This window comes from Povalibacter sp. (assembly GCF_036520495.1).
Lineage (GTDB): Bacteria > Pseudomonadota > Gammaproteobacteria > Steroidobacterales > Steroidobacteraceae > Steroidobacter.
Window position 1 is genome coordinate 17,264 of the sequence record NZ_DATDJO010000028.1, and the last position, 14,149, is coordinate 31,412.

At 61.7% G+C, this 14,149-nt stretch carries 13 protein-coding genes; 10 read left to right on the forward strand and 3 right to left on the reverse strand.

The features are described 5' to 3' along the window. Nucleotides 1-51: 51 nt before the first annotated feature. Complete coding sequence (gene queD / locus VIZ63_RS10210; protein ID WP_331609482.1) at nucleotides 52-408, forward strand: 6-carboxytetrahydropterin synthase QueD; 357 nt, start codon at nucleotides 52-54, stop codon at nucleotides 406-408. 45 nt (nucleotides 409-453) lie between these two features. Here the strand turns inward: queD and VIZ63_RS10215 are convergent, their stop codons facing one another. Together VIZ63_RS10215 and VIZ63_RS10220 are read right to left on the reverse strand one after the other, a co-directional pair. After that, complete coding sequence (locus tag VIZ63_RS10215) at nucleotides 454-1,731, reverse strand: FAD-binding oxidoreductase (RefSeq protein WP_331609483.1); 1,278 nt, start codon at nucleotides 1,729-1,731, stop codon at nucleotides 454-456. 9 nt (nucleotides 1,732-1,740) lie between these two features. Further along, a complete protein-coding gene (locus VIZ63_RS10220; protein WP_331609484.1) occupies nucleotides 1,741-3,111 on the reverse strand; it encodes a glutamine synthetase family protein in 1,371 nt (456 codons plus the stop codon). Nucleotides 3,112-3,354: 243 nt separating this feature from the next. On the opposite strand from VIZ63_RS10220, the gene VIZ63_RS10225 reads away from it, so the two are divergent. The 9 genes from VIZ63_RS10225 (at nucleotide 3,355) to VIZ63_RS10265 (ending at nucleotide 13,641) form a co-directional block, all read left to right on the forward strand. After that, nucleotides 3,355-4,113 carry a gamma-glutamyl-gamma-aminobutyrate hydrolase family protein gene (locus VIZ63_RS10225; RefSeq protein ID WP_331609485.1) on the forward strand — a complete coding sequence of 253 codons (759 nt, stop codon included), beginning with the start codon at nucleotides 3,355-3,357 and terminating at the stop codon, nucleotides 4,111-4,113. Beyond that, on the forward strand, nucleotides 4,110-5,444 hold the full coding sequence (locus VIZ63_RS10230) for a glutamine synthetase family protein (protein ID WP_331609486.1): 1,335 nt from the start codon (nucleotides 4,110-4,112) through the stop codon (nucleotides 5,442-5,444). The genes VIZ63_RS10225 and VIZ63_RS10230 overlap by 4 nt, the downstream gene beginning before the upstream one ends. A 241-nt stretch (nucleotides 5,445-5,685) precedes the next feature. Further along, nucleotides 5,686-7,080 (forward strand): aspartate aminotransferase family protein, encoded by a 1,395-nt coding sequence (locus VIZ63_RS10235; protein ID WP_331609487.1) that lies wholly within the window; start codon nucleotides 5,686-5,688, stop codon nucleotides 7,078-7,080. 242 nt (nucleotides 7,081-7,322) lie between these two features. Further along, nucleotides 7,323-8,462, forward strand: coding sequence for a polyamine ABC transporter substrate-binding protein (locus tag VIZ63_RS10240; protein WP_331609488.1), 1,140 nt, complete (start codon nucleotides 7,323-7,325; stop codon nucleotides 8,460-8,462). 156 nt (nucleotides 8,463-8,618) lie between these two features. Further along, nucleotides 8,619-9,764 carry an ABC transporter ATP-binding protein gene (locus VIZ63_RS10245; RefSeq protein WP_331609490.1) on the forward strand — a complete coding sequence of 382 codons (1,146 nt, stop codon included), beginning with the start codon at nucleotides 8,619-8,621 and terminating at the stop codon, nucleotides 9,762-9,764. Then, entirely contained in the window at nucleotides 9,761-10,768 is a 1,008-nt protein-coding gene (locus VIZ63_RS10250; protein ID WP_331609492.1) for an ABC transporter permease subunit, read from the forward strand. The genes VIZ63_RS10245 and VIZ63_RS10250 overlap by 4 nt, the downstream gene beginning before the upstream one ends. Next, complete coding sequence (locus tag VIZ63_RS10255) at nucleotides 10,765-11,604, forward strand: ABC transporter permease subunit (RefSeq protein WP_331609493.1); 840 nt, start codon at nucleotides 10,765-10,767, stop codon at nucleotides 11,602-11,604. The genes VIZ63_RS10250 and VIZ63_RS10255 overlap by 4 nt, the downstream gene beginning before the upstream one ends. A 103-nt stretch (nucleotides 11,605-11,707) precedes the next feature. Then, nucleotides 11,708-12,853, forward strand: a complete 1,146-nt coding sequence (locus VIZ63_RS10260) for a methionine aminotransferase (RefSeq protein ID WP_331609494.1) — start codon at nucleotides 11,708-11,710, stop codon at nucleotides 12,851-12,853. Next, the gene (locus VIZ63_RS10265; RefSeq protein WP_331609495.1) at nucleotides 12,850-13,641 is read left to right on the forward strand and encodes an amidohydrolase; all 792 of its coding nucleotides are present in this window, start codon (nucleotides 12,850-12,852) and stop codon (nucleotides 13,639-13,641) included. Before VIZ63_RS10260 ends, VIZ63_RS10265 begins: the two co-directional genes overlap by 4 nt. A 118-nt stretch (nucleotides 13,642-13,759) precedes the next feature. On the opposite strand, the gene VIZ63_RS10270 is transcribed toward VIZ63_RS10265, so the two are convergent. Further along, entirely contained in the window at nucleotides 13,760-14,143 is a 384-nt protein-coding gene (locus VIZ63_RS10270; RefSeq protein ID WP_331609496.1) for a hypothetical protein, read from the reverse strand. Between the last annotated feature and the right edge of the window lie 6 nt (nucleotides 14,144-14,149).

Consider the following 14,149-nt stretch of genomic DNA (forward strand, 5'->3'; position numbering starts at 1 on the left):
CTGACGCCGCGCCTCGAGCGCGGCGTCGTCGTCTGGAGCGTCGGGAATTCGATGGACATATTTCGTGCCTTTACGATCGAAGCTGCGCATCGACTGCCGAACGTACCGGTCGGCCACAAGTGTTCGCGGCTGCATGGTCATTCCTTTCGTATCGAACTGCACCTGAGCGGCGCTGTCGATCCGCGCACTGGCTGGGTCATGGACTTCGCCGATGTGAAAGCGGCGTTTCAACCCATCTACGACCGGCTCGATCATCACTACCTGAACGAGATCCCCGGACTCGAGAATCCGACCAGCGAGAATCTGGCGCGCTGGGTCTGGGAAGAAACGAAACGCGTGCTGCCGTTGCTGAGCAAGGTGGTCGTGCATGAGACATGCACTAGCGGATCGATGTATGCCGGGGACTGAGGAAGTCGTCGGCTAGAGCCAGCAGCCCTCTAGCCCGGCGCCGGGCTAGAGCAGGTCTCGCATCCGATACCAGAGCATCGCCAGTACCAGCGCTGGCGTTCTCAATAAAGTCCCGCCCGGAAACTTCCGATGCTGGATTTTCGTGAACAGATCGAAGCGTTCTGCCTGACCTGCGATGGCGTCGGCGACAAGCTTGCCGGCAATTCCCGTCAGCGCGATCCCGTGGCCTGAGAATCCCTGCAGGTAGTACACATTCGGTGCGATGCGGCCGAAGTCAGGGGCGCGGCTCATGGTGATATCGACGTAACCACCCCACGCGTATTCGATCTGCACGTCGGACAATTGCGGAAAGACCTTCAGCATGCGTTTGCGTGTGGCGCTCTTCGTGTCGAAGGCATCCAGGCCCGAATAGCTGACGCGGCCGCCGAACAGCAGCCGGTGATCGGCCGAGCGACGGAAGTAATCGAGGACGAAGTTGATATCGGTGACGGCGATGTTCTCCCGCATCAGCGCAGTCATGCGCGCTTCGCCGAGCGGTTCGGTCGCCACGATGTACGTACCCACGGGCATGATGCGCGCATCGAGCTGCGGTGCGAGTCCATCGATATAGGCGTTGCAGCACAAGGCGACGAAGCGTGCCCGGATGCTGCCGGTGCTGCACTTCACGGTGACCGGCTCGCCATGCTGCAGCTGGGTCACTGTGGTTCCTTCGAAGATCTGCACGCCCGCGGCCTGCGCTGCCGCGGCCAGCCCGAGCGTGTAGTTCAGCGGATGCAGGTGCGCGCTGCCGCTGTCGAAGAGGCCTGCGCAGTAACGCTGAGTTGCGAGCAATGCCTGGACTTCAGGCCCTTCGAGAAAACGCAGCTGGCGGTAGCCGAATTTCTCTTCAAGATCGTGCTGTTCCGCCTGCAGCGCCTCGCGCTGGCGCGGCTTGATGGCGACATTCATCTGTCCCCACTGAAGATCGCAGTCGATCGAATGCCGGGCGACGCGATCACGCAGCAGTGCCATCGACTCGACAGAAATGTCCCAGAGCTTGCGCGCGTCATCGATGCCGAGCGCATTGATGAGCTTCTGCTGTCCGCAGGCATAGCCGGCGATGGCCTGTCCGCCGCTGCGTCCCGATGCGCCCCAGGCGATGCGCTTCGATTCGACCAGTGCGACCCGGTAGCCGCGCTCGGCGAGATGCAGGGCCGTCGAACAGCCGGCGATGCCGCCGCCGACGACGCAGACATCGACATCGAGGGTGCCTGAAAGCGCTGGATGCGCCGGCGCGGGATTGGCCGACGCGGCGTAGTAGGAATCGATGTGTGCGCTGCGCATGGAATCGTGTCAGCTCGTCGTGACGTACCAGTCGTATTCGAGCGTCGACACGTTCAGCTCGAAGGCGCGCAATTCGCCACGGCGCGTCGTCAGAAACAGATTCTGGAACCCGCTGCCGAAGTACTCGCGTATGAACGTGCTGCGCTCGAAGGCGAGGGCGGCTTCCGGCCAGGTGATAGGCAGCGTGGCATTGCTGTCGCGGTATGCATTGCCCGCCAGTGGAGCGCCGGGGTCGATCTTCTGTGTGATGCCGTGATGGATGCCGGCAAGAATCGCCGCGGTGAACAGATATGGGTTCGTATCCGCGCCCGCGACCCGATGTTCGACCCGGCGATTTTCCGCAGAGCTCACGGGAATGCGCAGGGCCACGCCGCGATTGTTGCAGGCCCAGGTCGGGTTCAGGGGAACATAGGCTTCCGGTCGATAGCGACGATAGGAGTTGATGGTCGGAGCGAATACGAGCATCGCATCGGCCATCGTCGCCGCGAGCCCGCCGATCGCGTGGTGCAGTGTTTCGTTGCCACAGATGCCTTCCGACGCGAAGACATTGGCGCCGGACGCATCGAGCAGGCTGACATGCAGATGGGCGCCGCTGCCGGCGAACTCGGCATAGGGCTTGGGCATGAACGTCGCTTCCATGCCCTGGCGCGCCGCTACGCCGCGAACCAGTCGCTTGAAGCGAATGGCTTCGTCGCAGGCGGCCAGCGCATCTGCCGAATGATGCAGGTTCACTTCGAACTGACCGGGCCCGTACTCGGCGAGCGCCGTGCCTGACGGGATGCGCTGTGCTGCGCATCCTGCGCTGATATCTGCGAGCACGGCGGAGTACTCGTTCAGATCCGCCATGGAGTTGATCTGCGTGCGGTACTCGCGGCGTCCCGTCTGCGGCAGTCGCGGCGGTTGAATCCGTCCGGCGACGGTTCGCTCGCGGTCGACGAAATAGAACTCGAGTTCGACGGCGATGACGGGCGTGAGTCCGAGCTTGCGGAATCGCTCCAGGACGTTGCTCAACACATGGCGCGGATCGCCGAAGAAGGGGCTGCCGTCCTTGTCTCGCATGGAGACCTGTACCTGCGCCACTCCTTCATTCGTCCAGGGAACGGGCAACAGCGTGCCCGGCACCGGGATGCACGCACGATCCGCATCGCCTTCGTCGAAGCCGAGGTGGGTCGCCTCGATCGTTCCGCCATGGACGTCGAGCGCGAACATCGAGCCGGGCAGCAGAAAGCCCCCGTCGTAGACCTGCGCGAGCTCTTCAATCGTTACGCGCTTGCCGCGCGGTATGCCGCACAGATCGGCGAGCAGCACGTCGACAAAGCGGATATCGGGATGATCGCGCCGCAGGGCAGCGATCTCTGCGATCGAGGTTTCAACTGCCATTGAGGCGGACCCTGTTTAAGATTTGATGGCGAATAGATCTCGATTCGCCGCCGGGAGAATACCGGCGGGCTCCGAGAAACGGCAAGTCCGGACGCCGGCTAAATCGACCCGCAAGCCCTTGTGCGGCCTGAAAATGGCCCCCCTCGGAAAATCTCGGGAGGGCGGAAGCACCGGGACTGTGGTTAAATGGCTCGTCGATTAGACGCCGGCACCTCAGTCGGTCGTTAAAGATATTAAACGTTTATGTCGGGCAAGCCGCTAATCGGAATCCCAGCAGACCGCCGTTTGCTCGGGCATCACTACTTCCACTGTGTGGGTGAGAAGTACATCAATGCCATTGCACAGGGCGCGGATGCCATTCCAGTCCTGATTCCGTCCCTGGGCGAGGGGATCGGGTTCGAGGATCTGCTGCGCCGCTTCGACGGCATTTTACTGACAGGAAGTCCGTCGAACGTCGAGCCGCATCGGTATGGCGGCCCGGCGAGTGCCGCAGGAACGCTGCACGATGCCCTTCGCGACGATACGACCCTGCCGTTGATTCCCCGTGTGCTGCAGGCGGGTATGCCGCTGCTGGCTATCTGTCGCGGATTCCAGGAAATGAACGTCGCCTTCGGCGGGACGCTCTGGCAGAAGCTGCACGAGGTCGAGGGGCTTGCCGATCACCGTGAAGACACGAATGCACCGCTCGATGAGCAGTACGGACCGGCGCACGAAGTCGAGTTGATTCCTGGCACCGCGCTGCACGCACTGGCGGGACAGGGTCGGCTGCAGGTGAATTCATTGCACTCGCAAGGAGTGCAGACGCTGGGTAGCGATCTCGAAGTCGAAGCGCGCTCGCCAGACGGCGTCATCGAAGCATTCCGCGTCCGGAGTGCGCCGGGATTTGCCCACGCCGTGCAGTGGCATCCCGAGTGGAAATTTCAAAACAACGCATTTTCGCGCGCCTTGTTCGCTGCCTTCGGTCGGGCAGCACGTGAGTTCGCGCGCAAGGATCATGTATGAGCGTCATTCAGCAGTTCTTCAAAGAACGTGGCATCTCCGAGGTCGAGGCAATCATTCCGGACATGGCGGGTGTGCCGCGCGGCAAGATCATGCCTGCGGCGAAATTCGCCGAAGACGAGGGCATGCGCCTGCCGGAAAGCATCTTTCTGCAGACCGTCACCGGCGAGTACCCCGATGACGATCGGGCGATCAACCCGTCCGAAATCGACATCGTTCTGAAGGCGGACCCGAGCACGATTCGCGTCGTGCCGTGGACTGCCGAGCCCACCGCGCAGGTGATCCACGACAGCTTCTATTCGGACGGCCGGCCCGTGACGATGGCGCCGCGCTACGTGTTGCAGCACATCCTCGAACTCTATGCCCAGCATGGCTGGGAGCCGGTGGTGGCGCCCGAACTCGAGTTCTTCCTGGTCGAACCGAATATCGACGCGGACTATCCGCTCAAGCCGCCGATGGGGCGCTCGGGCCGTCCGGAGATCGGTCGCCAGGCGTACTCGATCGCCGCAGTGAATGAGTTCGATCCGCTGTTCGACGATGTCTACGCCTTCTGCGAAGCGCAGGACATCGCGATCGATACGCTGATCCACGAAGACGGCGCGGCGCAGATGGAGATCAACCTGCTGCACGGCAATGCGATGTCGCTGGCGGACCAGGTGTTTCTTTTCAAGCGCACGGCGCGCGAAGCGGCGCTGCGTCACAAGATGTACGCGACGTTCATGGCGAAGCCGATGGCGCGCGAGCCCGGCAGTGCGATGCATATTCACCAGAGCATCGTCGATCGGCGCACGGGCAAGAATATTTTCAGCGACGACGAAGGCCGACCATCGCAGCTGTTCTTCTCGCACATCGCCGGATTGCAGAAGTACCTGCCTGCGGCGATGTCGCTGTTCGCACCGAACGTCAATTCCTATCGGCGGATCACTCGCCATCATTCGGCGCCGATCAATACGCAATGGGGTTACGACAATCGCACGGCAGGGCTGCGCGTACCGGTATCGAGTCCGGCGAATCGCCGCGTCGAGAATCGTGTGGGCGGCGCCGATGCGAATCCCTATCTCGCCATCGCGGCGTCCCTGACCTGCGGTTACCTGGGGATGGTGGAAGGGCTGAAGCCGACCGAACCGGTCACCGGCAGTGCCTACGATCTGCCATTCGGGCTGCCGCGCAATATCGAGGAGTCGCTGCGGCTGCTGCGCGATTGCCGTCCGCTGCTGGATATTCTCAGCGAGCGCTTCGTGCTGGCCTATGCCGCGGTGAAGGAAAGCGAGTACGAAACGTTCCTGCAGGTGATCAGCTCCTGGGAACGGGAGCATCTGCTGCTCAACGTGTGACGAGCGGCTAACCGGCCAGCTGGCTCACCGGCCGGCTGGCCAGAAGAAGACAGTGACGAACCGAAGACCACGCGAGATTCAATGATGGTAACGATCCAGATGAGTGATTCGCAGATGCTCTGCAATCTCTACGATTCAAGTTTCAGTGCCTGGTCTGCTCCGGCCAATTCTGCCAGTTGGCCAGTTGGCCAGTTGGCCCTGTCGATCGACTCCCGCCGCTTCCGCTGACAAGGTCACAACGATGTCGTCCAGTTCCTTCCTTCCCTCCCGTTCCACGGCCGAATGGCAGGCGCTGGATGCGTCGCACTACATTCATCCATTCACGGATCACGCCGCGCTCGGGCGCAAGGGCACACGGGTCATCTCCCGTGCCGAAGGCGTGTATCTGTACGATTCCGACGGCCGACAGATTCTCGATGGCATGTCGGGTCTGTGGTGCGTCAATCTGGGCTACGGCCGGCGTGAACTGGCCGATGCGGCCTACCGGCAACTGCTCGAACTGCCGTACTACAACAGCTTCTTCCAGGTGGCTCATCCGCCGGCGATCGAGCTGTCGCGCCTGCTGGCCGAGGTCACGCCGCCGCAGTTCAAGCACGTGTTTTTCACGGGCTCGGGATCCGAGGCCAACGACACCGTCGTGCGTTCGGTGCGTCGCTATTGGGAATTGATGGGCCAGCCGCAGCGCACGGTCATCATCAGTCGCACCAATGCCTATCACGGCAGCACCATGGCCGGAGCCAGCCTCGGCGGCATGGCGCCGATGCATGCGCAGGGCGGGTTGCCGATTCCCGGAATCGTCCATATCCGTCAGCCGTACTGGTATGCCGAGGGCGGCGACCTGTCTCCGGAGGAATTCGGCCGGGTCGCAGCACGCGCGTTGGAGGAGAAGATTCTCGAGATCGGTCCCGAACGCATCGCTGCATTCATCGGTGAACCGATCCAGGGCGCCGGCGGCGTCATCATCCCGCCCGCAACATACTGGCCCGAGATACAGAAGATCGTCGATCGCTTCGGGATACTGCTCATCGCCGATGAGGTCATCTGCGGGTTTGGTCGTACCGGCGAATGGTTCGGGTCGCAGTACTTCGGTATCAAGCCGGATCTGATGCCGATCGCCAAGGGCATGTCCTCGGGATACCTGCCCATCGGTGGCGTCATGATCGCCGATCGCGTCGCCGAGGTTCTGACCGAGAAGGGCGGCGAATTCGCCCACGGCTTTACCTATTCCGGTCACCCGGCGGCGTGTGCCGTGGCCTGCGCCACGATCAATATCCTGCGCAACGAGGGCATCGTCGAGCGAGTGCGCGATGATATCGGTCCGTATTTGCAGGGGCGTTGGCGCGAGCTGGCGGACCATCCGCTCGTCGGCGAGGCGCGCATGGTCGGAATGATCGGTGCGCTGGAACTCACAGCCGACAAAGCCCGGCGGCAGAGGTTTGCCGAGCAGGGGGAAGTCGGGACGCTGTGTCGCGATGCCTGTATCAGCAACGGCCTGGTGATGCGTGCGGTCCGCGACACGATGATCGTTGCGCCGCCGCTGGTCATGACCCGTGCTCATGTCGATGAACTCATCGACAAGGCGCGCAAGGCTCTGGACGCGACCCTGCAGGAAGGTCGGAAGCTGGGAAAGATCTGAGACGGTCGCTGGTCCGCCGGTCCACCGATGCGATGGTCCGAAAGAAAAATCCGGGAGCGACTGGTGCAGATCGGACCGGCGATGCACCTTCAACGAACATCGTCAGTGCACGCGGCTTTCTGTTCTGATTCTCCTGGCAGCAGACCAGTTCGCCAGTTGGCCAGTCAGCCTCTCCTGAGCTACCCTGCCACCAGAGCCGGTGCGGTCCGGGTCCGTACACACCACACGGGAGTAGCTATCCGATGAATAAGAATTTGCGCGTTGCCCTGATCGCAACGGCTGTGGCGCTGGCCTTGACGGCCTGCGGCAAGAAGGATGAGGCGAAGCTCGCCGACCAGGCTGCGGCGCCTGGCGAAGAACCCAAGGTTCTGCACGTATTCAACTGGTCCGATTACATCGCCGAAGACACGATCAAGAACTTCGAGGCGAAGACCGGCATCAAAGTGACCTACGACGTCTTCGATTCCAACGACGTGCTCGAAACCCGGCTGTTGGCTGGCAATTCCGGATTCGACGTCGTGGTGCCCTCGGCATCGTTCCTGGAACGCCAGATCAAGGCGGGCGTGTTCCAGAAGCTCGACAAGAGCCAGCTGCCGAATCTCAGCAACATGGATCCGGATGTCATGCAGCGCGTCGCGTTGCACGATCCGGGCAATGAGTACTCGGTCGATTATTTCTGGGGTACGACGGGCATCGGTTACAACGAGGCCAAGGTCAAGAAGATCCTCGGCGATACGCCGCTGGACAGCTGGGACTTCATTTTCGATCCCAAGAAGATCGCCCTGTTCAAGGACTGCGGTGTGTCGGTGCTCGATGCGTCGGATGAAATGCTGAAAGTGACGCTGGCCTGGATGGGGCGCGATCCGAACAGTCAGAAAGAAGAGGACCTGCGGGCGGCGGAAGAGAAGCTGATGGCCATCCGGCCCTTCATCCGCAAGATCCACTCATCGCAGTACATCGAAGACCTGGCCAACGGCGATCTGTGCCTGGCCGTGGGCTGGAGCGGCGACATCCTGCAATCGCGTGACCGCGCGGTAGAAGCCGGGCAGGGCACCGTGGTGAAATACGTCATTCCGAAGGAAGGCACGATCGTGTGGTTCGACACGCTGGCCATTCCGGCCGACGCGAAGCACCCGAAGAATGCCCATGCGTTCATCAACTACCTGATGGATCCGCAGGTCGCCGCCAACAACTCGAACTTCGTCAACTATGCGAACGGCAACGCTGCATCGCTGCCGATGGTCAACGACGCAGTGAAGAACGATCCGGGCATCTACCCACCGCCCGAAGTGAAGGCGAAACTGTTCCCCTCGCTGTCCTACAACGAAGACTTCACTCGCATGATGACCCGCATGTGGACCAAGTTCACGACGGGAAGCTGAGCATACCGGGCTGTCGGGTACTGGGCTCTGGGCTGCTGGCCAGAGTAAACCGAACAACCAGAACGGACCCGACCCGACAGCCTTTTATTCTGGCCAGCAGCCCAGCAGCCCAGTAGCCCAGCGCCCAGCGGTCCAGTGCCCAATTCCCGGTGATCCATGGCCACACCCAGCAGCCGCCCCGAAGTCAAAATCCAGCCCTGGAACGACCCGCAAGCCGTCCCCTATATCAGTATCGAGCGCGTCACCAAGAAGTTCGATGACTTTGTCGCGGTCAACGACGTCTCGCTCAGGATCTACAAGAAGGAATTGTTCTGCCTGCTCGGCGGCTCGGGCTGTGGCAAGACCACGCTGCTGCGCATGCTGGCGGGCTTCGAAGATCCGACCAGTGGCAAGATCCTGATCGATGGCGTCGACATGACGGGCATCCCGCCGTACGACCGCCCGGTCAACATGATGTTTCAGTCCTATGCCCTGTTCCCGCACATGACGGTGGAACAGAACGTCGCCTTCGGCCTGAAGCAGGACAAAATACCGTCAGCGGAAGTCACCAAGCGTGTCGCTGACATGCTTGCGCTGGTGAAGCTCTCGCAGTTCGCCAAGCGTAAGCCGCACCAGCTTTCCGGCGGTCAGCGGCAACGGGTCGCGCTGGCGCGTTCCCTGGTCAAGCGTCCCAAGCTGTTGCTGCTGGACGAGCCGCTCGGCGCACTCGACAAGAAGCTGCGCGAGCACACGCAGTTCGAACTGGTCAATCTGCAGGAGCAGCTGGGTGTGACCTTTGTCGTGGTCACGCACGATCAGGAAGAAGCGATGACGTTGTCGTCGCGCATCGGCGTCATGAATCTTGGCGAGATCGTCCAGGTCGGTACGCCCAAGGACATCTACGAATACCCGAACAGCAAGTTCGTCGCCGAGTTCATCGGCAACGTCAACATGTTCCAGGGCCGCATGATCGAAGACCTTCCCGATCGCGTGCGCATCGAATCGCAGGAACTCGGCGGGACCATCTTCGTCGACCACGGCGTCAGTTCCGCGCCCGATGTCCTGTTGTGGGCGGCGGTCCGGCCCGAGAAGATCAATATCTCGATCGAGAAGCCCGATCAGGCCGACAACGTCGCGCACGGTCTCGTCAAAGAGATCGCCTACATGGGCGACATGTCCGTCTACATCGTGCAGCTCGACTCCGGAAAACAGGTGCGGGTGACGCAGCCGAACTCTTATCGGCATGCCGATGACCTGATCACCTGGGATCAGTCGGTGTATGTCCACTGGCATCCCTCGAGCCCGGTGGTGCTCGGCGAATGATCGCCAAAGCGCAACAGCCCAGCGGGCAGCGTCACAGCGCCGGCGCGCAACTCATCCTGCGCGTCCTGCAGCAATTTCCACCGTACCGATGGACGCAGGCGCGCCTGCTGAGGTGGGGAGTCAGAGGCCGCACCGCGGTCGTCGCCATTCCTTACTTCTGGCTGCTGCTGTTCTTCCTCGTCCCGTTCATCATCGTGCTGAAGATCGCGTTCTCGGAAACGCAGATCGCCTCGCCGCCGTACCAGCCGCTGCTGGAATGGGCTGGCAACACCATCGTTCATATCAAGCTCAACTTCGGCAACTTCCTGTTCCTGTTCCAGGACGATCTTTACTGGAAGGCCTACGTCAATTCGATCAAGGTCGCATTCATATCCACGCTGCTGTGCCTGCTCGTCGGCTACCCGCTCGCCTATGCGATCGCCCGCGCCAATCCGACGTCGCGCAGCATTCTGCTGATGATGGTGATCCTGCCTTTCTGGACGTCGTTCCTGCTGCGTGTCTACGCATGGATCGGCTTGTTGAAGAACAACGGCCTCATCAATAATTTCCTGCTGTGGCTCGGCGTCATCGATGAACCCATCGTGATGCTGCAGACCGACTTCGCGATCTACGTCGGCATCGTGTACTCGTATCTGCCGTTCATGATCCTGCCGCTGTACTCGAACCTGGAGAAAATGGATCTGACACTGCTCGAAGCAGCGGCGGATCTGGGCAGTCGGCCGTTCAAGTCGTTCCTGACCATTACCCTGCCGCTGTCGATGCCGGGCGTGATTGCGGGCTCGATGCTGGTGTTCATTCCGGCCGTCGGTGAATTCGTGATTCCCGCGCTGCTCGGTGCGCCGGATTCATTGATGATCGGCAAGGTGTTATGGAACGAGTTCTTCAGTAACCGTGACTGGCCGGTGGCAAGCGCCGTGGCCATTGCACTGCTGTTGCTGCTCGTCATCCCGATCGTCCTGTTGCAGCGGGCGCAAAACGCCGAAGCGAAGGGAGCGCACCGATGAACAAGCGCCTGCCGATATTCCGGTTCTCGGTGATGGTGTTCGGCTTCGCCTTTCTCTACATCCCGATCCTGTCGCTGATCTTCTATTCGTTTAACAAGTCGCGCCTGGTGACAGTGTGGGGCGGCTTCTCGACCGAGTGGTACGGCAAGCTCCTGAAGAATGAGCAGATCCTCAATGCTGCCTGGCTGTCGTTGAAGATTGCGGCCGTCAACGCCACCGGCGCCGTGGTTCTCGGAACGCTGGCGGGCCTCGCGTTGGCGCGCTTCGGCAAGTTCAAGGGACGCACACTGTTTTCCGGCATGACGACCGCACCGCTGGTCATGCCAGAGGTGATCACCGGTCTGTCCCTGCTGGTGCTGTTCGTCGCGATGGAGCAGTTGCTCGGCTGGCCGCAGGGGCGCGGCGTCACGACGATCACCATCGCGCACATGACGCTGACGATGGCGTACGTCACGGTCATCGTGCAATCGCGCCTGTCGACGCTGGACGATTCGCTGGAAGAAGCAGCAATGGATCTGGGTGCACGCCCGGCCAAGATTTTCTTCCTGATCACGCTGCCGATCATCGCGCCCGCGCTGATATCGGGTTGGCTGCTGGCCTTCACCATCTCGCTGGACGACCTGGTGATTGCCAGCTTCGTGTCAGGCCCGGGCTCGAGCACGCTGCCGATGGTGATTTTCTCCAAGGTTCGTCTGGGCGTCAGTCCGGACATCAATGCGCTCGCTTCGATCATGGTGCTGCTGGTGACGATCGGTGTCGTCACTGCGGGCGTCCTGATGCATCGGCAGGAAAAGCGCCGCCAGCGCGACATGCAGATGGCCGCGGCGGGAAAATAGCCGCGCGCCGGCTGGCGAAAGCCGCCATCGCAGAATGACCGAAATGCTCTTCGCGCGCGTCGGTCGCATGCACCGCGCGAATCACGTTATAGAATCCCCCTCCATGAACATCCGCTCCAAGCTACCGCACGTCGGTACGACGATTTTTACCGTCATGACCAATCGGGCCCGGGAGCTGGGCGCGATCAATCTCGCGCAGGGATTTCCCGACTTCGATTCGCCGGAGACGCTGAAGGAGTTGCTGGCGCGCAGCGTGGCCGGTGGCCACAACCAGTACGCGCCGATGATCGGCGAAGGCGCGTTGCGCGAACAGATCTCTCGCAAGATGGGACTCAGCTACGGTCGCGCGCCTGATCCCGACGCGGAAGTCACGATCACAGTCGGCGCCACCGAGGCCATTTTCTCCGCCGTGAGTGCGCTGGTGCATCCGGGCGACGAAGTGATCCTGTTCGACCCGTCATACGACTCGTATGCGCCGGCGGTGATTCTCGCCGGCGGGCGCCCTGTCCATATCCCGATGCAGCAGCCGCATTTCAGGATCGACTGGGAGCGGGTCAAGGCGCACGTGACGCCGCGGCTGCGGCTCGTGATCATCAACTCGCCACACAATCCGACGGGTTCGATTCTCCAATCCGGGGATCTGGACCAGCTTGCAGAAGTGCTGCGCCCCACCGAGGCGCTGGTTCTCTCGGACGAGGTCTACGAGCACATGGTGTACGACGGCGCCGCCCACGCGAGCGTTGCAGCCCATGCGGAGTTGTACGCGCGGGCCGTCGTCTGTTTTTCGTTCGGCAAGACGATGCACGCCACCGGCTGGCGGGTCGGCTATGCGATTGCTCCCCCGGAGCTGACACGGGAAATCCGGCGCGTACATCAGTTCAACACCTTCAGCATCGCGACTCCGCTACAGGTCGCGATTGCGGAATTCCTGAAGCTCGAGCCGCAACACAGCAACGATCTCGCCGAGTTCTATCGACGCAAACGCGATCTGTTCCTGCGGCAGCTGCAGGGCTCACGTTTTCGCTGGATCCCTGCAGAAGGAACGTATTTCCAGTTGCTGGACTTCAGTGAGATCTCGGATGCAGACGACACGGATTTCGCGGACCGGGTGTTGCGTGAGGCGGGAGTGGCGTCCATTCCGGTATCGCCGTTCTATCAGTCCCCGCCGAAGCTGACTGTCGTGCGATTCTGTTTCGCCAAGAAGGATGCGACGCTGATCGAAGCTGCAGAGAGGCTGCGCAAGCTATGACGCCGGCAAATCTACGCGTGACGCTGATCCAGACCGCATTGGATTGGCATGATCCAGCCGCCAATCGACTGCGCTTCGATCGATTGACCGCGACTCTTCACGGCCAGACGGATCTTGTGGTGCTGCCGGAAATGTTCAGCACCGGCTTCACGATGGCGGCGGAGCAGGTGGCCGAACCGGTCGACGGACCCACCACCCAATGGATGCGCGCGACCGCTGCGCGGTTGAATGCCGTGGTTACCGGAAGCCTCGTGACCCGCGATGGCGACGACTATTTCAATCGACTGATCTGGATGCGGCCGGACGGTCGTTACGACACCTACGACAAGCGCCACCTGTTCCGGATGGCTTCCGAACAGAATCATTACGCACCGGGTATCAGCCGCCTGATCGTGGATCTCAATGGTTGGAAGGTCAGTCCGCTCATCTGCTACGACCTGCGTTTCCCGGTCTGGAGCCGCAATCGCATCGGCACCGCGGAGGGATACGACGTTCTCATCTTTGTGGCCAACTGGCCCGAACGCCGCCGCTATCCCTGGCAGACGCTGTTGCGCGCACGCGCGATCGAGAACATGAGTTATTGCATCGGCGTGAATCGCGTCGGCAGCGACGCAGCCGGCGTCGAACATACGGGCGACAGCGCGGCGCTGGATTTTCTGGGACAACCGTTGTGCCCCGATCTCGAAGGCGAGGCCGAGCAGACGGTGTCGCTCGATTACGCGAAGCTGCTGTCGTTCAGGGAGAAGTTCGGCGCACACAAGGACGCGGACGACTTCTCACTGACCTGAGGAGGGTACCTGCTTCCTTCGGGTTTCAGTGCCACTGCGCTGAGGCAGCTACGCGCTCGCGGAAGGGCAGGAAAGTCGAGGCGACCCCCGCGGGCCGCCTCGACGGTCGACGCTGGTTTCAGGATTTCTGCTTGCGATCGCGCGGTGGCATGTCCGTTCGCGGCGCCGTCAATGCCTGGAACTTGGTCATCTGGGTATCGCTGAGAATGGGACGCAGCTTCTCCAGCGTTGCCTTCTGTCCCTGCTCCCTCCTGGCGTGCATTTCCTCGCGTGTCGGACGCGTCTGGCTTTCTTTCGCCTTCTCGCGCGCGGCCAGGTGCTGTTGACGCTGCTCGTCGAAGACCTGCTTGACCGCCGCCTTCTGGCCTTCGTCGAGGTCCAGCAGGATGGCCATGCGATCGAGATCGGGACCGCCGCGTCCGTGCGTCGGGCCGGTGGGATGCGCCAGGGCGCTGCCTGCGGCCAGCAAGGCGATAGCGACAATCGTGATGCGTGTTTTCATGAAACG